The 20,061-nt window shown below is 75.8% G+C and carries 18 protein-coding genes; 13 read left to right on the forward strand and 5 right to left on the reverse strand.

Features of this window, described 5'->3' with window-relative positions:
• Positions 1-55 precede the first annotated feature (55 nt).
• The gene (locus ACU616_RS21460; protein WP_446760440.1) at positions 56-1,291 is read left to right on the forward strand and encodes an MFS transporter; all 1,236 of its coding nucleotides are present in this window, start codon (positions 56-58) and stop codon (positions 1,289-1,291) included.
• Between the two features lie 34 nt (positions 1,292-1,325).
• Here the strand turns inward: ACU616_RS21460 and ACU616_RS21465 are convergent, their stop codons facing one another.
• Complete coding sequence (locus ACU616_RS21465) at positions 1,326-2,033, reverse strand: NRDE family protein (RefSeq protein ID WP_446760441.1); 708 nt, start codon at positions 2,031-2,033, stop codon at positions 1,326-1,328.
• 142 nt (positions 2,034-2,175) lie between these two features.
• Here ACU616_RS21465 and ACU616_RS21470 point away from each other — a divergent pair, with 142 nt between their 5' ends.
• Together ACU616_RS21470 and ACU616_RS21475 are read left to right on the forward strand one after the other, a co-directional pair.
• Positions 2,176-3,465, forward strand: a complete 1,290-nt coding sequence (locus ACU616_RS21470; protein WP_446760442.1) for an acyl-CoA dehydrogenase family protein — start codon at positions 2,176-2,178, stop codon at positions 3,463-3,465.
• Positions 3,466-3,610: 145 nt separating this feature from the next.
• Entirely contained in the window at positions 3,611-4,771 is a 1,161-nt protein-coding gene (locus tag ACU616_RS21475; protein WP_446760443.1) for a nucleotide disphospho-sugar-binding domain-containing protein, read from the forward strand.
• 134 nt (positions 4,772-4,905) lie between these two features.
• On the opposite strand, the gene ACU616_RS21480 is transcribed toward ACU616_RS21475, so the two are convergent.
• On the reverse strand, positions 4,906-6,210 hold the full coding sequence (locus ACU616_RS21480; RefSeq protein ID WP_446760444.1) for a circularly permuted type 2 ATP-grasp protein: 1,305 nt from the start codon (positions 6,208-6,210) through the stop codon (positions 4,906-4,908).
• Positions 6,207-7,088 carry an ATP-grasp domain-containing protein gene (locus ACU616_RS21485; RefSeq protein WP_446760445.1) on the reverse strand — a complete coding sequence of 294 codons (882 nt, stop codon included), beginning with the start codon at positions 7,086-7,088 and terminating at the stop codon, positions 6,207-6,209. The genes ACU616_RS21480 and ACU616_RS21485 overlap by 4 nt, the downstream gene beginning before the upstream one ends.
• A 111-nt stretch (positions 7,089-7,199) precedes the next feature.
• Between ACU616_RS21485 and ACU616_RS21490 the strand changes: the two genes are divergently transcribed.
• Together ACU616_RS21490 and ACU616_RS21495 are read left to right on the forward strand one after the other, a co-directional pair.
• Positions 7,200-9,179 carry a glucuronyl esterase domain-containing protein gene (locus tag ACU616_RS21490; RefSeq protein ID WP_446760446.1) on the forward strand — a complete coding sequence of 660 codons (1,980 nt, stop codon included), beginning with the start codon at positions 7,200-7,202 and terminating at the stop codon, positions 9,177-9,179.
• Between the two features lie 30 nt (positions 9,180-9,209).
• Positions 9,210-10,355: an iron-containing alcohol dehydrogenase gene (locus tag ACU616_RS21495; RefSeq protein ID WP_446760447.1), complete on the forward strand. Its 1,146-nt coding sequence runs from the start codon at positions 9,210-9,212 to the stop codon at positions 10,353-10,355.
• Positions 10,356-10,499: 144 nt separating this feature from the next.
• Here ACU616_RS21495 and ACU616_RS21500 read toward each other — a convergent pair whose 3' ends face one another.
• Positions 10,500-11,696, reverse strand: a complete 1,197-nt coding sequence (locus ACU616_RS21500) for a dipeptidase (RefSeq protein ID WP_446760448.1) — start codon at positions 11,694-11,696, stop codon at positions 10,500-10,502.
• 19 nt (positions 11,697-11,715) lie between these two features.
• Positions 11,716-13,152, reverse strand: coding sequence for a LytTR family transcriptional regulator DNA-binding domain-containing protein (locus ACU616_RS21505; RefSeq protein ID WP_446760449.1), 1,437 nt, complete (start codon positions 13,150-13,152; stop codon positions 11,716-11,718).
• A 122-nt stretch (positions 13,153-13,274) separates the two neighbouring features.
• Between ACU616_RS21505 and ACU616_RS21510 the strand changes: the two genes are divergently transcribed.
• The 8 genes from ACU616_RS21510 (at position 13,275) to pqqE (ending at position 20,037) form a co-directional block, all read left to right on the forward strand.
• Entirely contained in the window at positions 13,275-14,426 is a 1,152-nt protein-coding gene (locus ACU616_RS21510; RefSeq protein WP_446760450.1) for a glutathione-independent formaldehyde dehydrogenase, read from the forward strand.
• Between the two features lie 161 nt (positions 14,427-14,587).
• Complete coding sequence (locus tag ACU616_RS21515) at positions 14,588-15,052, forward strand: MSMEG_3727 family PQQ-associated protein (protein ID WP_446760451.1); 465 nt, start codon at positions 14,588-14,590, stop codon at positions 15,050-15,052.
• 14 nt (positions 15,053-15,066) lie between these two features.
• Positions 15,067-16,797 (forward strand): PQQ-dependent dehydrogenase, methanol/ethanol family, encoded by a 1,731-nt coding sequence (locus ACU616_RS21520; protein WP_446760452.1) that lies wholly within the window; start codon positions 15,067-15,069, stop codon positions 16,795-16,797.
• Between the two features lie 5 nt (positions 16,798-16,802).
• Positions 16,803-16,925 (forward strand): pyrroloquinoline quinone precursor peptide PqqA, encoded by a 123-nt coding sequence (gene pqqA / locus ACU616_RS21525; RefSeq protein WP_446760453.1) that lies wholly within the window; start codon positions 16,803-16,805, stop codon positions 16,923-16,925.
• Between the two features lie 97 nt (positions 16,926-17,022).
• Entirely contained in the window at positions 17,023-17,916 is an 894-nt protein-coding gene (gene pqqB / locus ACU616_RS21530; protein WP_446760454.1) for a pyrroloquinoline quinone biosynthesis protein PqqB, read from the forward strand.
• A 7-nt stretch (positions 17,917-17,923) separates the two neighbouring features.
• Positions 17,924-18,637, forward strand: a complete 714-nt coding sequence (pqqC, locus tag ACU616_RS21535) for a pyrroloquinoline-quinone synthase PqqC (protein WP_446760455.1) — start codon at positions 17,924-17,926, stop codon at positions 18,635-18,637.
• Positions 18,615-18,914 (forward strand): pyrroloquinoline quinone biosynthesis peptide chaperone PqqD, encoded by a 300-nt coding sequence (gene pqqD / locus ACU616_RS21540; protein WP_446760456.1) that lies wholly within the window; start codon positions 18,615-18,617, stop codon positions 18,912-18,914. The genes pqqC and pqqD overlap by 23 nt, the downstream gene beginning before the upstream one ends.
• Complete coding sequence (gene pqqE / locus ACU616_RS21545; RefSeq protein WP_446760457.1) at positions 18,901-20,037, forward strand: pyrroloquinoline quinone biosynthesis protein PqqE; 1,137 nt, start codon at positions 18,901-18,903, stop codon at positions 20,035-20,037. The genes pqqD and pqqE overlap by 14 nt, the downstream gene beginning before the upstream one ends.
• Positions 20,038-20,061 lie beyond the last annotated feature (24 nt).

Below are 20,061 nucleotides of genomic sequence, written 5' to 3' on the forward strand. Positions count from 1 at the left end.
ACCCGCAGCACCCGGGCGGCGGGCCGCTCGGTCCGGGACGTCCTAGGCTGCGCCGGTGCGTCCCCTCCGTGCCCGCACGCCGGGGGAGCGGAGCTCCGTCCCCGGGCCGCGGGTTCTCATCCCGGTCCTGGTGCTGTCCGCCGCGGTGGCGCAGGGCTTCGGGCGCTTCGGCTACGCGCTGCTGCTGCCCGCGGTCAACGCCGACCTGGTGCACTCCTACGCCGTGGCCGGGCTGCTCGGCACGCTGAACCTCACCGCGTACCTGGCGGGGACGCTGGTGGTCAGCCTCACCGCCGAGCGCCTGGCGCCGGCGACCTCGGTGCGGGTGGGCCTGGGAGTCTCCACGGTGGGGGTGTCGGTGCTGGCGCTGGCGCCGTCGGTGCCGGTCCTGGTGGCGGGCATGGTGCTGGCCGGGTTCGGCGGGGCCCTGATCTGGGTGCCGGCGCCGGGCATCGCCGGGTCCGCCGTCCCCGTCTCCCGCCGCGGCCTGGCCATCGGGATCACCGGGAGCGGCGTCGGGGTGGGCGTGGTGGCCAGCAGCGCCCTGACCGCCGTGGTCCACGCCGTCGCCGGCCCCGGTGAGTGGCGCGCGGTGTGGGGCATCGAGGCCGTGCTGGCCGCGCTGGTGGCGCTGGCGGCGCTGCGGTGGCTGCGGCCGCCGCCCACCCCCGTCTCCGGGCGGGTCCGGATCTCGGCGCTGCGCGCGGTGCCCGGCTGGGTCGGCGCGATGCTCTCCTACGGCGGGTACGGCCTGGCGATCGCCGTCTACATGACCTTCCTGGTCGCCGCCTACCAGCACGACGCCGGGTTCGGCGCCGGTCACGCCTCGGCGGTGTTCGCGCTCGTGGGGGTGTGCATCACCGCCGGCGGGGTGCTGGTCGGCCGCTGGTCGGACAGCGTGGGCCGGCGGGCGGCGATGACCTGGACCTACGTGGGCATGACCGCGGCGGTCCTGCTCGTGCCGGTCGGTGCCGAGCCGTGGGCGGTGCTGTCCGCGGTGGTGTTCGGCCTGGCGCTGTCCGGGGCGCCGGCCGTGCTCGCCGCCCACCTCGCCGACACCCTCGACCCCCGCCGGTTCGCCGCGGCCTTCGGGGCGGTCACCCTCGTCTTCGGGCTGGCCCAGCTGGTGGGGCCGCAGCTCGGCGGGTGGATCGCCGACCGGACCGGCAGCTTCACCACGGCGTTCCTGGTCGCCGCCGGCGCGGCACTCGGCGCCGCCGTGGCGTCGGCGACCCTGCCGCGCCGCGGCGCGGCCGCGCGCGCCGCCGCGACCGCGCCCGAGGCGTCCTGACCCGAGGCGCCTGACCCGGTGGCCGGCCTCCGGGTCAGCCGGCTCCCCGGGCCTCCGGTCCGACGACGAGGGTGTGCCAGGGCCGCGCGGTCCAGGGCTCCCGACTCCAGCTCAGCCGGAGACGGCCGGGCTCGGCCTCGATCAGCTGGCCGAAGACGGTCGCGAACACCCGGCCGTCCTTCTCGTGGCGCACGACCAGGGCACCCGGGTCGTCCCTCGGCGGCGCGTCCTGGACCAGGTGGCGCCACCCGTCGGGAGGGTCGGCCGCCCGGAAACCGGCGAGGTGGCGCTCGGTCTTGCGGTCCTCGGGCCCGCCGGAGGTGACCATGACGGTGCCCTCGGGGTGCGTGGTCTCCCGCAGCCGCTCGCCGTCGAAGTCCCAGGTCACCAGCCGGTCGGGCGTCGCCAGGACGAGCAGGAAGGCGGCCATCCCCGCGAGGTCGACGCGCGAGCGCCAGTCGCTGCCGCGGGCGACGGCGAGCAGCGGCAGCACCCCCCTGCTCGCCGCCCCGGGCTCGGCCTCGCGCCGGTGCGGCCGGTTGAGCACCAGGGCGGTCGCCCCGGTCCCGACGCGGCTCGCGCACCACGTCCCCCCGGCGAGGCGGTCGCGGCCCGCGACGACGTCGGGGGAGTCGGGCCACCAGCGGCCGGGGTCGTCGAAGGCGCGGGTGGTCAGCTCGTCGCGCAGGGCGAGGACCCGGAGGGGCTGTCCCGCCGACCGGCGGACGACCACGGTGCACACGCCTGCATCCTCTCCCGGCCGTCCGGCGGTTCCGGTCGCCCGGGATCGTGCCAGCGACGTCGGGAGGTGGAGCGCGTCACTATCGTCTCCTCACGAGCCGGTCGGCGCAGCGGCGGACCCGGCCGCCGGGGAAGGGGAGACCGTGCAGTTCACCGAGCAGGGGCAGGCGGCGCTGGCCGAGGTCCGGCGGTTCATGGCCGACCACGTCTACCCGAACGAGCGCGAGTACCACGAGCAGCTCGAGCAGGTCGGACCGAGCGGCTACCCGCCGGTCATGGACAAGCTCAAGGCCGCGGCCCGGGAGCGCGGGTTGTGGAACCTCTTCCTGCCGCACCTCGAGCCCGACCACCCGGGCACGAAGCTGTCGAACCTCGACTACGCGCCCATCTCCGAGGAGCTCGGCAAGGTCGGGTTCGCCTCCGAGGCGCTCAACTGCAACGCGCCCGACACCGGCAACATGGAGGTGCTGAACCTCTACGGGTCCGCCGAGGTCAAGCAGCGGTGGCTGCTGCCGCTGCTGGAGGGCGAGATCCGCTCCGCGTTCTGCATGACCGAGCCCGACTCGGCGTCGTCCGACGCGACCAACATCAGCCTGCGCATCGAGCGCGACGGCGACGAGTACGTCCTCGACGGCCGCAAGTGGTTCAGCTCCGGCGCGCTGGGCCAGCGGTGCCAGGTCCTCGTCGTCATGGGCAAGACCGACCCGCAGGCGCCGCGGCACACCCAGCAGTCGATGATCGTCGTCCCCAAGGACACCCCCGGCATCTCCTTCGGCCGCAGCCCGACGGTCTTCGGCTACGCCGACCGCGGCGGGCACCCCGAGGTGGTCTTCGAGGACGTGCGCGTCCCCGCGGGGAACCTGCTCGGTCAGGAGGGCGGCGGGTTCGCCATCTCGCAGGCGCGGCTCGGGCCCGGCCGCATCCACCACTGCATGCGCTCGATCGGCGCCGCGGAGCGCGCGCTGGAGCTCATGGTGCAGCGGGCGCTGCAGCGCGAGACGTTCGGGACGTCGGTGGCGCACAAGGGCGTGGTGCAGGACTGGATCGCCGAGTCCCGCATCGAGATCGACATGGCCCGCCAGTACGTCCTGCACACCGCGCACCTCATGGACACCGTCGGCAACAGGGCCGCCGCGACCGAGATCTCCGGCATCAAGGTCGCCGTCCCGAACACCGTGCTCAAGGTCATCGACCGCGCCATCCAGGTGCACGGCGCGGCCGGCGTCACGCAGTTCACGCCGCTGGCCGAGATGTACGCCCACCAGCGCACGCTGCGCATCGCCGACGGGCCCGACGAGGTGCACAAGATGACGATCGCCCGCCGCGAGATCCTCAAGCACGACCCCGACTTCCGGATGTCGGGCAGCGGCACCGCCAAGCCGTGGACGGTCACCGACCAGCAGGACGACGTGCGGGTCTTCTCGCGGCCGTAGCACGGACGGGCAGGATCGGAGACGGCCCGCTCCCACCGCGGGACCCGGGCGATCCCGGTCTCCAGGAGTTCCGCCCGCACCCCCGGCCCGGTCCGGCCGGGCGCGCACCGATCGGGAGGACGGACCCGGACGGAGGGACGAGACCGTGTCGCCGACCGCCGTCCCGCACCCTGGTCGTCCCGGCCGGATGAGGGTGCTGGTCGTCGCCACCCCGATGGCCGGCCACCTGTTCCCGCTGGTCCCGCTCACCCGGGCGCTGCGGGACGCCGGGCACCAGGTCGTCGTCGCCACCACCGGGGACGCACTGCGGGCGTGCCCGCGGGACCTGACCGCGGTCGACGTCGCCCCCGGGCTGCGGCTGACCCGGCTCATGCTCCGCTTCGCCCTCGCCCACCCTCGCCTGGCACGAGACCTCGGTGCCGGCCGGGACGATCCCAGGGCGAGCGGCCTCCTGTGGGCACCGGTCAACGAACGCATGACCCGCGGCGTCGTCGACCTCGCCGACCGGCTGGCTCCCGACCTGGTGCTGCACGAGCCCTTCGCGGTGGCCGCCGCCGACGCCGCGACGCGGCGGGGCGTGCCCTCGGTGGTCGTCGAGCACTCCCTGTTCGACCCGGTGCCGCAGCTGGCCGGGGTCGCCGCCGCGTACCGAGGGGGCACCCCCGTCGCGCCGCCCGCGGCGGTCCTCACCACGTCACCACCCAGCCTGGTGGGTGCCCGGACCGGCCTGCCGGTGCGGTTCGTGCCACCCGGCAGCGGCGACCCGGCCCCGGGCGACCTGGCGCAGCCGGGGCTGCGTCCCCGCCTGGTCGTGTCGCGCAGCACCGTTGCCCAGCCGGGCCGCGACCGGCTGATGAGCACCGTCGTGGTGGCGGCTGCGCAGACCGACCTCGAGGTGCTGCTCGTCCGCCCGGACGCGCGGGTGAGCCGCCGACCACTCCCGCCCCACACGCGGACGACGGGATGGGTCTCCCTCCCCGCCGTCCTCCCGACCTCCGCGGGCCTGGTCCACCACGGGGGCGCCGGCACGCTGCTGACCGCGCTCGCGACGGGGACGCCGCAGCTGGTGGTCCGCGGCCCGGGCGACCGCAGCGCCAACGCCGACACGGTGGCCGCCCGGGGCGCCGGTCTCGCCGTCGACCTCGACGAGATCGGCCCGGCTGTGCTGCGCCGGCTGGTCGACGACCCGTCGCTGTCGGCTGCTGCCGGCGAGGTCGCGGCGGAGATCGCCGCCATGCCGGCGCCGGAGACGCTCGTCGGTGCGCTGACCCGGCTGGCCGACGCTCATCCGCCGGCCGGCGGATGAGCGTCGTGTGCGGGACGGCGCCGGCGCTCGCCTCCGGGCCGACCGGTGCGCGGTCGTGGATCCTCCTCAGCCGACCACCCACGTGTCCTTGCCGCCGCCGCCCTGCGAGGCGTTGACCACCAGCTCGCCCTCGGTCAGCGACACCCGGGTGAAGCCGCCGGGCAGCACGACGGTCCCGTCGTCGGTGCAGAAGGCGTACGGCCGGTAGTCCACGTGCCGGGGCACGAGCGCCGGGGCACGAGCGCGCCGTCGACGACGGTGGGGTGGGTCGACAGCGCCACCGGCTCCTGGGCGATCCACTCACCGGGCGCGGCCAGCACGGCGGCGCGGGCGCGCTCGAGCTGCCCGGCGTCCGCCCGCGGGCCGATGAGCACCCCGTGGCCGCCCGAGCCGGACCGCGGCTTGAGCACCAGCTCGGGCAGCCGGTCGAGGGCGGCCCGGCACTGCGCGGGGTCGCCGAGGTCGTAGGCGGGTTGCGAGCGCAGCCGCGGCTCCTCGCCGAGGAAGAAGCGGACCAGGTCCTCGACGTAGGGGAAGGTGCGCTTGTCGTCGGCGACCCCGGTGCCGAACGCGTTCACCACGGTCACCGTGCCGGCCCGGAGGGGACCCAGCAGCAGCTCGCCCAGCTCGTCGGGCCGGCCGTCGTCGCCGGTCAGCCGCTCCTCGCTGGTGCGCCGCCAGAGCAGGTCCACCCGGCGCCCGTCGGGCAGCAGCAGGTCCGCGCCGCGGACGGCCAGCTGCTCCGGGAGCACGACCGGCGCGCCGGCCATCTCCCCGAGCCGGTCGATCTCCCAGGCCACCGCGCTGCGCGGCCCGTCCCCGAGCACGGCCACGACCGGATCGGCGACGTCGGTGGCGTCGGCGAGCATCCGCCGCACCGCCGTCCGGGCCGCCTCGTGCACCGGCGCCGGGCCGGGCCGCACGCCCAGTGAAGGCGCCACCAGGTCCCGCGCGGCCAGCGCGTAGGCCAGCAGCGTCGGGGTCCGCACGTTGTCCTCCAGGACGACGAGCCGCCCGTCGGCGCCGCGGACGAGGTCGGGGCCGGCCATGCCGATCCAGCGCTTCGGCGGCGGCAGGCCGGAGGTCAGGTGGCGGTTGGTGTCGAGCACCTCGGCGGGGACGACGCCGGCACGGACCGCCTCGCGCGGGCCGTGCGCGTCGGCGACGAGCGCCTCCAGCGCCCGCAGCCGCTGATCCAGCCCGGCGGCCAGCTCCGCCCACTCCGCCCGCTCGAGCACCCGTGGCACCGGGTCGACGTGGAACGGGTGCGACTCCCCGGCCGGCCCGTGCTGCAGGCCCAGCCCGGCCGCCGCGCGGGCGACGTCCGCGGCCAGCGCACCGGGCCCGTACGCGCGGACGGCGGCCAGCGCCTCCGCCGCGTGCGGCCGGTCGGAGCCGTCGGGCAGCAGCGCCTCGTCGAGGCCGGCGCCGGGGTTCACGCGGCCGCCCGCCGCACGGCAGCGCGCTGCGCGACGTCGAGGGCGGCGCGCGCCACCCACCGCCCCTGCTCGGGGTCGGTGACGTCGAAGCCGAAGGGCGCGTTGGCCTCCAGCGCGAGCAGCCGGCCGTCGGGCTCGACGAGCACGTCGACGCCCATCAGCCCGCCGCCGAGCGCGGCGACCATCCGCGAGGCCAGCTGCGCCAGCTCCGGCGGCGCCTCGTACACCCGCGGGTACACCGTCCCGTGGGTGACCAGCGCCCCCTGCTCCCGGGACTTCTCGTACACCAGGGAGGTGCTGGTGGGCGTGGCGAAGACCCGCGCGCACGCCGGCTCGGCGATCCACTCCTGCAGCAGCGACGTGCCCCGCCGGTGGCCGCCGGCCGCCTCGTCGGCCCGCCAGGACTCCTCGACCCGGCGGGCGGCGTCGAGGTCGCCGACCAGCTCGATGTACCGGGCGCCGTCGCCGAGCGAGGGCTTGAGCACCATCTGCCGGCCGGGCACCGGCCACTCGCGGACCCGGGCGAGGTCCCACGCGGCCGGCTGGGGCACGCCGGCCGCGGCCCACACGGCGTGGGTCACGAGCTTGTCGGCGGAGGCGACCAGCGAGGTGACGGGGTTGAGCAGGGGCACGCCGGCCGCCTCCAGCAGGACGGCGAGGGCGAAGGTCGGCGCGTAGGCGACCACCTCCTCGACCAGCACGTGCGCGATCGCCAGGTCGTAGCGGCCCGGTGGCGGGCCGCTGACCGGCCAGTCGGCCGGCACCCGGGCCAGCCGCTCGACCTCGGCGCCCTGCTCCTCCAGCGCCCGCACCCAGGCGGCCGCGTAGCCGGCGTCCTCGTACCAGTCCTCGTCGGTGATCACCAGCAGCACGCGCACGGGGGCTCCTCTGCCCGCGGAGGGGGCCGCCCGAACCACCCGTCCGCCGCAGCACGGACGCAACACGCGGAACACCCCCGCGGACACGTCTCGGCCCTAGCGTGCGGGCGCATGACGCAGGTGCTGTCCGGTCCCTGCCGGGACGGACGCTCGGCCGAGGCCCGCCGTCGGCGGTACACCGCCGAGCTGACCCGGGTGCTGCCGCCGAGCGGGCCGTTCGAGGCGTGGCTCGCGGCCGGCGGCGGCCTGGCGCCGGACTTCGCCCGGCTCCCGGCGCGCACCGGCCTGTGGTCGCCGGTCGACGGCCTCCCCGCCGGCCCCGCCGGGGCCGACGCGTGGCCGGCCCGGCGCGCGGTGCTGCGCGCCCGCTGGCGCCGGTGGCTGACCGGCGACCTCCCGCCCGCCCCGCGCCGCACGCCCGTCCGCGAACACCGGGTGCGGACGGCAGACGGCGTGGAGGTCCGCGAGCTCACGGTCGGCGGGTCCACGGCCGGCGCGGGCTGGTCGGTGCGGGCGCGGCTGCTGCTGCCGGTGCCGGCGGCCGGCGTGCGCCGCGACGTGCCGGTCTACCTCCTGCAGTCCAGCCACGGGCCCTGGGCGGAGGCGGCGCTGGCCCGCGGGTGGGGCGCTTGCCTGGTCTCGGCCGCCGACGGCGACGACGACACCGAGGCCGTCGCGCGGGCGTTCCCCTCGGTGGTCGCCGGGCGGCTGGCCTGGCGGGCGTGGGCGCTGTCGCGGGTCCTCGACGTGCTGTCCGACCAGCCGGGGGTGGACGCCCGCCGCGTGCTGGTCGGCGGGCACAGCCGCAACGGCAAGACGGCGCTGCTGGCCGCCGCGTTCGACGACCGCTTCGCCGGCGTCGTCTCCAGCTCCAGCGGCGTGCTCGGCGCCATCCCCGCCCGGCTGTGCACCGACCGGCACTTCGGCGAGGGGGTGGAGCTGCTCACCCGGCACTACCCGGGCTGGTACCACCCCGGGCTGCGCTGGTTCGCCGGGCGGGAGCACCGGCTGCCCACCGACGCCCACGAGCTGCTCGCGCTGGCCGCGCCGCGGCCGGTCCTGGTCTCGGTGGCGGTCGAGGACCCGGTCGAGCGCGTCCCGGCCGCCCGCGCCGCGGTCGACGCCGCGCGCGACGCCTTCGCCCTGCTCGGCCGGCGCGACGCCCTGGAGCTGGCGCTGCGCCCCGGCGGGCACCGGGCCGACGAGTCGGCCGTGGCCGCCCAGCTCGACTGGGCGCAGTCGGTGCTCGGCGGCCCGCCCCGCCGCCCCGGGCGCGCGCCGGTGTCGCCGTCCCCGGTGCCGTGGCCCGCCGACCGCGTGCGCCCAGGGGTGCAGCCGGTCCGCGGTGCGGAGCTGCGGGCCGCCGTCCGCGCCGCCCTCGGGCCCGTCGTCGCCGGGCCTCCGGCCGGAGGAGAGGGTCTGCGGACGCCGGGCGGGGTGGCGGTCACGCTGCTGCGCCCGGACGACGGGGGTGCCGGCCGGGGCCTGGTGCTCTGGCTCGGGCCGCCGTGCGCGGCGACCGGGTGGCGGGCGGGCTACGAGCAGGCCGAGCCGCTGCCGGCGCTGCTGGCCGCGGCCGGCTGGGCGGTCGCCTGCCACGACGCGGTCGGCAGTGGCTCGCGGCACGGGGAGCGCCCCGGGCCGGGCTCCTCGCCGCTGGCCCGGATGGCCGCCGACGCGGCCGCGGTGGCCGCCGTCGCCGCGGCGGCCACCGGTCACGACCGGCCCTGGGTCGCCGCCTACGGCACCGGGGCGCTGGTGGCGCTGCACCTGGCCGCTCTGGGCACCGGGCCGGGCGGGGTGCCGCCGGCCGGTGCGGTGCTGGCCGCCCCGAGCTGCGGCGAGCCGCTGCTGCGGGCCCGGCCGGGGTACACGCTGGCCGACCTGCTCGCTGCGCTGGCGGACCGTCCCGCGGTCGTGCTGGACCCGGCCTGGGACCCCGAGGCGCCGGCCGGCGCGGTGGCCGCCGCCTGCCGGGCCGCCGGCGTGCCGCGGGTGCCGCTGGCCGACTGGCACCGGCTGTCGGTTGCCACCCGCTCGGCGATGGTCGACTGGCTGGAGGAGCACGGCCCCCGGCGGCGCACGGCCTAGGCTCCTCCCACGTCGTCCCGGGGAGGTCTGGTGAGCGGGTTCGACCTCGCCGTCCCGCGGCGGGTGCTGTTCGGTCCGGGGCGCGCCGGCGACCTGGCGGACCTGCTGCCTCCCCTCGGGCGGCGGGTGCTGCTGTGCACCGGGAGGGACCCCTCCCGCTCCCGGTCGCTGCTGGGCGGGGTCGACCCGGTCGCCGTGGTGTCGGTCCCGGGCGAGCCGACGGTCGACGGGGTGCGGGCGGCGACGCGGGAGGCGCGGGACGCCGGCGTCGACGTGGTCGTCGCGATCGGCGGCGGGAGCGTGCTCGACACCGGCAAGGCCGTCGCCGCGCTGCTCGGCAACGGCACCGACCCGCTGGACCACCTGGAGGTCGTCGGCCGCGGCGTGCCCGTCGCCCGGCCGGCGCGGCCCTGCGTCGCGGTGCCCACGACCGCGGGCACCGGTGCGGAGGTGACCGCCAACGCGGTGCTCGCCGCCCCGGAGCACGGGGTCAAGGCGAGCATCCGCAGCCCGCACCTGCTGGCGGCGGTCGCGCTGGTCGACCCGCTGCTCACGCTGACCTGCCCGCCGGAGGTCACCGCCAGCAGCGGGCTGGACGCGCTCACCCAGTGCCTGGAGCCCTACGTCTCGCCACAGGCCAACCCGGCGACCGACGCCGTCGCGGCGGCCGGCCTGCGGCGGGGTGCGCGGGCGCTGCGGGCCGCCTACGAGCGCGGCGAGGACCGCGGCGCGCGCGAGGACATGGCGTTGTGCAGCCTGTTCGGCGGCATCGCGCTGGCCAACGCGAAGCTCGGGGCGGTGCACGGCCTCGCCGGCGTCGTGGGCGGCACGGTGGACGCACCGCACGGCGCGGTGTGCGCCGCGCTGCTGGCGCCGGTGGTCGAGGCGAACGTCCGGGCGCTGCGGGCGCGCGAGCCGGACTCACCCGCGCTGTGCCGTCACGCCGAGGTCGCCCGGCTGCTGACCGGGCGGGACGACGCCACCGTCGAGGAGGGGGTGGCCTGGCTGCGCGAGACGGTGGCCGCGCTCGACGTGCCCCCGCTGGGAGCCGTCGGTCTCGAGCCGGCGCAGCACGCCGAGGTGGCGGCGACGGCGGCGCGCTCCAGCAGCATGCGGGGGAACCCCGTGCAGCTCACCGACGACGACCTGCTCGGGGTGCTGCGCGCGGCGTCGTGACGTCGCAGGCACGGCTCCGCCTGCCGCGACGACGTCCGCCCCGCTGCCCGGGAGCCGCCACCGGAGGGACAGGGCGAGCGTCCGTGGTTCCGCGCGGGAGCTCCGTCCCGCAGCACGACCCCCGGTGAGGACGGCAGGCGTCGGTCACGTGCGATCCAGGTCCTCGATGCTCGCCGTGGACGGACCGCGCCGGGCGGACGAGGACCGCGACACGGCCTCGGCCTCACGGAGCACTCGCAGGACGTTGCCGCCGATCAGCTGGGCACACTCGTCCTGGCTCCACCGCCGCTCGAGGAGCTCTGCGATGAGGGTGGGATAGCAGGCGACGTCCTCCAGTCCGTCCGGGACGTCGTCCGTTCCGTCGTAGTCCCCCCCGATGCCGACGTGGTCGATGCCGGCCACCTCCCGGACGTGGTCGACGTGTTCGGCCACCTGTGCGAGCGTCGCCCGCGGGCGCGGATGGTCGGCGACGTACTCGGCCGCCACCGTGGCCCGCGTGCCGGCGTCCTCCGGGTCGAGCCCACGGCGCTCGATCTCGGCTCGGAGCCCGAGCGTCCAGGCGCGGCACTGCGGCGACACGAAGTCGGGGACGAACGTCACCATGCACGTGCCCCCGTTGGCAGCCAGCAGGCGGAGCAGGTCGTCGGGGACGTTGCGCGGGTGGTCGCAGACCGCACGGGCCCCCGAGTGGGAGAAGACGGCCGGGGCCTCCGCGACCTGCAGGGCGTCGCGTGCCGTGGTGGCAGCCACGTGCGACAGGTCGACCAGCATGCCCAGCCGGTTCATCTCGCGCACCACCTCGCGGCCGAACGGGGTCAGTCCGCCGGCGACGGGCGCGTCGGTCGCCGAGTCGGCCCAGGGGACGTTGAGGTTGTGCGTGAGCGTCAGATAGCGGACGCCGAGCCGGTGCAGCACCCGGAGGACGCCCAGCGACCCGGCGATGGAGTGACCGCCCTCGGCGCCCAGCAGCGAGGCGATCCGCCCGCGGGCGAAGGCGCTCTCGACGCCGTCGGCGCTCAGGGCCAGCTCCAGGTCGTCCGGGTACCTGTCGATCATCCGGTGGACGAGGTCGACCTGCTCCAGGGTCGTGGCCACCGCCGCGTCACCCCGGAGGGTGCCGGGGACGTAGACCGACCAGAACTGGGCGCCGACCCCGCCTCGCCGCAGCCTGGGCAGGTCGGTGTGCGTCCCCGCCACCAGGGCCGCGAGGTCCACCCGGTCCAGGTCGCGACCGAACCGCCGGCGGATCGCCCACGCCAGGTCGTTGTGGCCGTCCACCAGCGGGTGGCTTCGCAGCAGGTTCCGTGCCGTGGCCAGTGCGGCCGCGGGTGCACTCGCCATCCGGATCCTCCGAGGACGTCTACAGCCCGAGGGCCTGGCGGACCGACGGCGCGTGCCGGCGGGAGACCGGGACGGTCTCGTGGACGCGGGTGTCCGTGGCGAGGAAGAGCGTCCCCTTGAAGCCCGGCTCGATCTCGCGCACCCGGCCCAGGTTGACCAGGAAGCGGCGGTGGACCCGGAGGAACCCCTTGTCCACGAGGTCCTGTTCGAGGCGGTCCAGACCCCGGGCGGCGGCCAGCAGCCGTCCCTGGTCGGTGGTGAGCCAGACGTCGTTGTGGTCGACCTCGGCGAACCGGATCTCGCGGGGATCGAGGAGGACCCAGTGATCGTCCCGCAGTGCGATGACCCGGTTGCGGTGCGGGCGGGGATCGGAGGGGCGGGGGCCGGGCTCACCGGGGAGGTCTGCGGAGTCGGGCCGGTCGGGGGGCCCGAAGGCGAGCAGCGCGCCGAGCAGCTGCGCGCCGTGGAACACGGGGCGGACGGAGACCGAGAGGGGAGCGTCGAGGAAGGGGACGTAGACCAGGGTCGATCCACTCCAACAACGGTCCTGGCGGGCGCGCTCGGTCGCCCGGTGGACCAGCGGCGTCAGTGCGCGGACCTGGGGCGTCCACCGCTGCGCCGGAGCGTAGGCCGGGGTGTCCGCGGCGGTGCCGAGCAGGACGGCCGCCTCGCCGTTGGCGAGCACGACCTTGCCCGCCGTGTCGACGGCGGCGAGCGGTGTCGCAGGCGCCATCCGCGCGTCGGCGAGAGCAGCCGCCAGCAGCGTGCCGGTGTGGTGCGCCCGCTGCCGCAGCTTGGCCTCGGTGGCTGCGGCGACCCTCTGCAGCCAGGGGAGCACCGCGTCCGACAGCGGCGTCTGCCAGCACGAGATCTCCAGCGCGCCGAGCGGATCCCGCGTGACGACGTCGCGCACCGCGATGCCGGCGCACATCCAGGGGTGGAACCCCCGGCACCAGTGTTCCGGGCCGCGCACCAGGACCGGGCGCTGGGTGTGCAGCGCGGTCCCCGTGCCGTTGGTGCCGCTCGCCCACTCCGACCACGCGGACCAGGCGGCGAGGTTGCTGTCCGCTGCCAGGCGCAGCACCCGCCGGCTGCCCCAGGACGCGAGCACGTGCCCGTCGGCGTCGGCCACGGTGACCAGGCCGTCGAGGCCGTCCACCTCCCCGCCGGCGCGGGCCGCCGATCCCCCGAGCTCGGCGAACACCACGTCGTGCTCCATCGAGTGCGCACTGCCCTCGGCCGCAGCAGGTGCCCGTTGCAGGTCGGGGTCGACCTCGTACTCCTCACGGCACCGGTACCAGGACAACAGGATCTCCGGCTGCACCCCGTGCACGGTGTCCACTCCAGCGGCGAAGCGCTCCCGGGCGGTCGCGATCTGCTCGAGGTCGCCGTCGGAGAGCGCGGCTCCGTTCGTCGCGGGGAGCGCGCCGTTCGTCCGACCTTTCGCGCCGTTCATCCCGTTCCCCTTGGGCTGTGGGGGGAAGCGCCCCAGGCTCGGGCCGCGGTCGAGGAGCAGCAGGTTAGCGGGCCGGGCGCGGTCGCAGGGCGCACACGGCAGCCGGAGGGGGGTGGGTGGCCATGCGCGCGGTGGTCTACCGGAGGCCCTTCGAGGTGGCGGTGGAGGAGGTCCCCGACCCCCGGATCGAGCAGCCGAACGACGTGATCGTGCGGATCACGTCGACGTGCATCTGCGGAGCCGACCTCCACCTGTACGAGGGGCGGGCGGGCGCCGAGCCGGGCACCGTGGTCGGCCACGAGAACCTCGGCATCGTCGAGGAGGTCGGCGCCGGCGTCACCGCCCTGGAGCAGGGCGACCGTGTCGTGATGCCGTTCACCGTGGCCTGCGGCTTCTGCCGGAACTGCCGGGCCGGCTCCAGCGGCTCCTGCCTCACGGGCGCCCCCGCCGGTCGTCCGGGGAGCCCGAGCCCCTACGGCGGCGTCGCCCCGGCCGCGTGTGCCGGCGGCCAGGCGGAGTACCTGCGGGTCCCGTACGCGGACGTCAACTGCCTGCTGCTGCCCGACGGCACCGACCACGAGTCCGACTACGTCCTGCTCTCCGACGTCTTCCCCGCCGGTTACCACGGCTGCCGCCTCGCGGGCCTCTCGCCGGGCGGGAGCGTCGCGGTCTACGGCGCCGGGCCGGTGGGCCTGATGGCCGCGTACTGCGCGCTCCTCTGCGGCGCGTCGGGCGTCTTCGTGGTCGACGGCCGCCCCGAGCGACTCGCCATGGCGCGGGACATCGGGGCCGTCGCCGTGGATCCCTCCGCCGGCGACCCGGCGCAGCAGATCAGGGACCTCACCGGTGGCGAGGGCACCGACACCGGCGTGGACGCCGTCGGCTTCCCGGTCCCCCTCGAGACCGGCGGGGGCGAGGAGCCCGTGGCGGTGCTGGACCAGCTCGTGCGCACGGTGCGGCCCACCGGCGGGCTCGGCGTCCCGGGTCCGTGCGTGCGCCGTGGACCCGACGGGCTCGTCCCCGACGCCGGACCCGGCACGCTGCTCGTCACCATCGGCACGCTGGTCGACAAGGGCCTGCGGCTGGGCACCGGCCGGGCCCACGCCAGGCGCTACGACCGGCAGCTGCGCGACCTGATCACCGAGGGCCGGGCCCGGCCGGGCTTCGTGGTGTCCCACGAGCTGCCGCTCGACGAGGCGCCGGCGGCGTACCGGATGGTCGACCAGCGCGTCGACGGCTTCACCAAGGTCGTGCTCAGACCCGACGCCGCCTGATCGTCGCGCGGCTGCAGCAGCCAGAGGAGGAGGTGCCATGGCCACCCAGGGAGCGACCGAGCGCGGGACGGCGGTCCGTCGTCCGGGGGCCTGGCCGTGACCGTCCCCGGCACGGCAGACACCCCATCAGTCCGCTTCGACACAACCAGGAGGGAAGGTCGATGACGACCACCGCATCGGAGCGATCCTCGGCGCTGCACGATCTCGGGTTGGACGGGCAGAACCAGGCGACGATCGGCCGGCTGCTGGCCACCGGGAACATCGGGCACGCCGAGGAGGGCGCCGACGGCCGGATGCGCGCCCGGATCCGGATCGTGCCCGACCAGCTGATCTGGGACCCCTCGGTCCTCGTCCTGCCCCACGGGGGGCACCTGGACGTCGAGTTCGTCAACGACGACCAGAACACGCACTGCGCGCTCGTACCGAGCAACGGCGACAGCAAGTGGATGTGGTTGCCGAACTACACGCGCGGGACCATGTCCGTCACCCTCGACGGCCCTGGTTACTACTGGTTCAGCTCCAACATCGGCAACGACGAGGGCCGGGGACTGATCGGGGCGATCGTCGTCAGGGGCGACGTCCCGGAGTCCGCCCGCCTCGACCGCCCGAAGCAGCCCCGACCGTAGACAGGACTGGGTCAATGACCGACATCCAGGACAGGACCGACATCGAGTACGGAGAGGCCCCGCCGGCCGTCGACTTCGGGTCCCTGACCACCGCGCCCGGGACCGCGCCGCCGGTGGTCCAGGACGTCACGTACGAACGCATCCTCGACGCCCGCTCGGAGCCGCAGAACTGGCTCACCTACTACGGCGCCTACGACGGGCAGCGGTACAGCCCGCTCGACCAGATCACCACGGAGAACGTCGTCCGCATGACCCCGGCGTGGGTGTTCAGCTTCTCGCCCCACGGGCTGCACGCGGGCCAGTCGACCTACGCCTTCGAGAACTGCCCGATCGTCGTCGATGGCGTCATGTACGTCTCCGGGTGGGACGGCTGGGTCTGGGCGCTCGACGCCAAGACCGGGCAGCTGCTGTGGCAGTACAAGCACGCGATCCCGTTCGACGTCTCGCTGTGCTGCGGCAACGTCAACCGCGGGGTGGCCGTGGCCCACGGCAAGGTCTTCGTCTGCACCCTCAACGCCCACGTGCTGGCGCTGGACGCGACCACCGGTGAGTGCCTGTGGGACGTCACCAGCGGCGACGTGCGGGCGGGGGAGAGCCTCACGGTCGCCCCGCTGGTCGTGAAGGACCGGGTCGTCGTCGGCAGCTCCGGTGGCGAGTTCGGCGTGCGCGGCCACCTCGACGCCTACGACATGGAGACCGGGGAGCGGGTCTGGCGGTGCTACACGATCCCCAAGCCCGGCGAGCCGGGCTCGGAGACCTGGCCGCAGGAGGGGGAGGCGTGGGCGCGGGGCGGTGCCAACGGCTGGATCACCGGCACCTTCGACCCGGAGACCAACCTCCTGTACTGGGGAACCGGCAACCCGGCGCCCGACTTCGACGGCGAGGTCCGGCCGGGCGACAACCTCTACACCGACAGCGTCATCGCGGTGGACGCCGACAGCGGTGAGATCCGCTGGCACTACCAGTGCACCCCGCACGACCTGTGGGACTACGACTCCAACATGGAGTGCATCCTGTTCGAGCAGGACGGGCGCAAGCTCCTGGCCCACTTCGACAAGAACGGGTACTGCTTCGTCCTGGACCGCACCACCGGCGAGCGGGTGCGGATCTTCCCCTTCGTCGACCGGATCACCTGGGGCGAGATCAGCCCCGACGGGCAGGTGACGCCGCGGATCTACCCCGAGGCGGAGGGCGAGGAGGTGCACTTCTACCCCGGTCCGGCCGGGGCGAAGGAGTGGACCCACGCGTCGTACAACCCGAGGACGCAGCTGTTCTACGTCCCCGTGCAGGACACCGGCGCGAGGGTCGCCCGCCGGCGCCGGGAGTTCAAGGAGGGCATCCCCTACTGGGGTGCCGCCGTGATCGTGGACGCCGAGGACATGGCCGGCTCGGTGACGGCGTTCAACGCCGACGGCGAGGAGGTGTGGCGCTGGCGCAACGACCTGCCGATGTGCGCCTCGACGCTGACCACGGCGGGCGACCTGGTGTTCGCCGGCACGCCGGCCGGGCAGTTCGTCGCGCTCGACGCGCGCAGCGGTGAGTTCCTGTGGCAGTTCAACTGTGGCAGCGGCCACCACAGCAGCCCGATCACCTACAGCGTCGAGGGCAAGCAGTACGTCGCCGTCCCCGTCGGCTGGGGCGCCTGGGTCGAGGGCTTCCTGCCCGGGATGATGGGCGGCCCGCACGGCCAGGCCCTGTTCGTCTTCTCGCTGCCCGAGGACATCGACTCCGCGGGGGGGAGGTGACCGTGATGGACCAGGAGCTCTGTGTCTCCCCGCCCTGCGCAGAGGAGTGGGAGTCCCCTTCCTTCGAGGAGATCCGGGTGTCCGCTGAGGCGACCGCGTACATGGGCGTCCAGGAGGACTGGGACTAGACGGATCCGGGCGGAGAGGCGTCGGGCGGTGCGGTCCGGCGCCTCTCCGTCTCCTCACGGCTCCGTCTCCCCACTGCAGGGAGGAGCACCGGTCGACATGTGGGCGCGGGTGCTGGGCTCGGCGGCGGGCGGCGGGTTCCCGCAGTGGAACTGCGCCTGCCCCCCGTGCCGGGCGGTGCGCGACGGGTCGCGGCCGGCCCGGCCGCGCACCCAGTCGTCGGTCGCGGTGAGCGCGGACCGCCGGCGGTGGACCCTGCTCAACGCCTCACCCGACGTCCGTGCCCAGCTGGGGTCCTGTCCCGACCTGCACCCCGACGCGGCCGGGGAGGTGCCGCTGCAGGCCGTGCTGCTCACCGACGCGGAGCTGGACCACACGCTCGGGCTGCTGCTGCTCCGCGAGGGGGGCGGCCTCGTCGTGCACGCCACCGAGGCGACCCGCGACACGCTGTACGACGGGACGGCGCTGCTGCGGACGCTCGAGGCCTACTGCCCGGTCCAGTGGCGGCCGGTGGTGCCGGGCGCGGACGTGCCGCTCGGCGACGGGTTGTCCTACCGGGCCTTCGACGTCCCCACGACCAAGCGCCCGCGCTTCGGCTCCGGTACCCGGGAGGGGCGGGTCGTCGGCTACCGCCTCACCGACGAGCGCAGCGGCCGGACGCTGGTGCACCTGCCGGTGCTGCAGGAGCTGACCCCGGCGGTGTGCGCCCAGCTCGAGGACTGCGCCTGCCTGCTCGTCGACGGCACCTGCTGGTCCGACGACGAGCTCGTCCGGCTCGGCCGCGGCGGCCGGACGGCCCGCGAGATGGGGCACCTGCCGATCAGCGGCCCGGGGGGCAGCCTCCAGCGGCTCGCCGCGCTGCCCATCGAGCGCCGCGTCTACGTCCACGTCAACAACACCAACCCGATCCTCCTCGAGGACTCGCCCGAGCGGCGCGCGGTCGAGGAGCACGGCCTGGAGGTCGCCGTGGACGGCCTGGACCTGGAGGTGTGAGGCCCACATGACCCTGACCGACCCGACCGGCACGGCGACCGACGAGTTCGTGGCCGCGCTGCGCGAGCACTCGCGGCGCTACCACGACCAGCACCCCTTCTCCCGCAGGATGAACGCCGGGGAGCTGGACCCCGAGCAGATCCGCTGCTGGGTGGCCAACCGCTTCTGCTACCAGGCGGCCATCCCGCGCAAGGACGCCGCGATCCTCGCCAACTGCCCGGACCGCGAGGTCCGCCGCCGCTGGCTGCGGCGCATCGTCGACCACGACGGCACGGCCGACGGGGAAGGCGGCATCGAGGCCTGGCTGCGCCTCGGCGAGGCGGTCGGGCTGACCCGTGGCGAGATCGAGGACCAGCGGCACGTCGTCCCGGGGGTGCGGTTCGCCGTCGACGCCTACGTCACCTTCGCCCGCACCCGGCCGTGGGTGGAGGCGGTGGCCTCCTCGCTGACCGAGCTGTTCGCGCCGGACCTGATGGCCGAGCGCCTGGCCGCCTTCGAGCGCCACTACATTTGGATCGACCCGCAGGAGCTCACCTACTTCCGCGCCCGTCTGTCGCAGGCGCCCCGCGACTCCGCGCACGCCCTGGAGGTGGTGACGGAGCACTGCCGGACGCCGGAGACGCAGGCGGCCGCCCTGGCGGCCCTGTCCTTCAAGTGCGACGTCCTCTGGAGCATGCTCGATGCGATCGACCACGCCTGTGCCGACCGTCAGCGGTGGTGACCGCCCCCGGCTGGCCCGCCACGTCCGGATGGGGTTCGACCCGGCCCGCGGGCGGCACGTGCTGCTGACACCGGAGGCGGTCACCGTCCTGAACCGCACGGGCGCGGCCGTCCTGGAGCTGTGCGACGGGCAGCGGACGGTGACCGGGATCCTGGCCGAGCTGCGGGGCCGGTACGCCTCGGTGGACGACGACGAGGTGCGCGCGTTCCTCGACCGCCTCGCCGCCCGGCGCTGCCTGGACACCGGGTACACGGAGGCCGGCCGTGCCCAGCGCTGAGGACGGCGTCGTGGACGGGCCGGCCGTGGAGCGGCCGTTCGGGCTGCTGGCCGAGCTCACCTACCGCTGCCCGCTGCACTGCTCCTACTGCTCCAACCCGCTCGACCTCGACGCCTACGCCGACGAGCTGACCACCGCGGAGTGGCTCCGGGTGCTGGCCGAGGCCAGGGAGCTGGGCGTGCTGCAGCTGCACCTCTCCGGGGGCGAGCCGCTGCTGCGCCGCGACCTGGCCGGGATCGTGCAGTGCGCCGCCGAGCTGGGCCTGTACACCAACCTGATCACCAGCGGGCTCGGGCTGACGCCGCGCCGAGCCGGGGAGCTGCGGGCCGCGGGCCTGGACCACGTGCAGATCAGCCTCCAGTCCGACCAGCCGGCGGTGTCCGACCGGATCGCCGGGGTGCGGTCGTACGAGCACAAGGTGGCGGCCGCCCGGCTGGTCAAGCAGCTGGGCTGGCCCCTCACGCTCAACGTCGTCCTGCACCGGCACAACGTCGACCGGCTCGCCGGCATCCTGGACCTCGCCGAGCAGCTGGAGGCCGACCGGATCGAGCTGGCCCACACGCAGTACTACGGCTGGGCCCTGCGCAACCGCGGCGGGCTGCTGCCGAGCCGGGCCCAGCTGGAGCGCGCCCAGGAGGTGGTGCGGGCCGCCCATGCGCGGCTGCAGGGGCGGATGGAGGTCGTCTACGTCCTGCCCGACTACTTCAGCCGGTACCCGAAACCCTGCATGGGCGGCTGGGGACGGCGCCAGCTGACCGTGGTGCCCGACGGCGGCGTCCTGCCGTGCCCGACCGCCCACACCCTCCCGCTGCCGCGGGCCAGCGTGCGGGAGCACGACCTGGAGTGGATCTGGGAGCGGTCACCGCTGTTCCAGCGCTTCCGCGGGACCGACTGGATGCCCGAGCCCTGCCGCAGCTGCGAGCGCCGCGAGCTCGACTTCGGCGGCTGCCGCTGCCAGGCCTTCCAGCTCACCGGCGACGCCGCCCGCACCGACCCGGTCTGCCACCTCTCGCCCGACCACGGGCTCGTGGCCGCGGCGGTGGCCACCGCCGACGAGGGGACGCCGTCCGGTGCGGACGTGCTGGTCCCGCGGCGACACCCCGCCGCCGGGCGCAGCCGGTGACCGCCGGCCGGCACCCCCGCCCAC

It is taken from the genome of Geodermatophilus sp. URMC 62 (assembly GCF_052931475.1).

Bases quoted from the DNA above. Each gene is read 5' to 3' on its own strand.
- ACU616_RS21490 (WP_446760446.1), top strand. From the start codon at position 7,200: ATGACGCAGGTGCTGTCCGGTCCCTGCCGGGACGGACGCTCGGCCGAG.
- ACU616_RS21500 (WP_446760448.1), bottom strand. From the start codon at position 11,696: ATGGCGAGTGCACCCGCGGCCGCACTGGCCACGGCACGGAACCTGCTG.
- ACU616_RS21505 (WP_446760449.1), bottom strand. From the start codon at position 13,152: ATGAACGGCGCGAAAGGTCGGACGAACGGCGCGCTCCCCGCGACGAAC.
- ACU616_RS21510 (WP_446760450.1), top strand. From the start codon at position 13,275: ATGCGCGCGGTGGTCTACCGGAGGCCCTTCGAGGTGGCGGTGGAGGAG.
- ACU616_RS21515 (WP_446760451.1), top strand. From the start codon at position 14,588: ATGACGACCACCGCATCGGAGCGATCCTCGGCGCTGCACGATCTCGGG.
- ACU616_RS21520 (WP_446760452.1), top strand. From the start codon at position 15,067: ATGACCGACATCCAGGACAGGACCGACATCGAGTACGGAGAGGCCCCG.
- pqqA (WP_446760453.1), top strand. From the start codon at position 16,803: ATGGACCAGGAGCTCTGTGTCTCCCCGCCCTGCGCAGAGGAGTGGGAG.
- pqqB (WP_446760454.1), top strand. From the start codon at position 17,023: ATGTGGGCGCGGGTGCTGGGCTCGGCGGCGGGCGGCGGGTTCCCGCAG.
- pqqC (WP_446760455.1), top strand. From the start codon at position 17,924: ATGACCCTGACCGACCCGACCGGCACGGCGACCGACGAGTTCGTGGCC.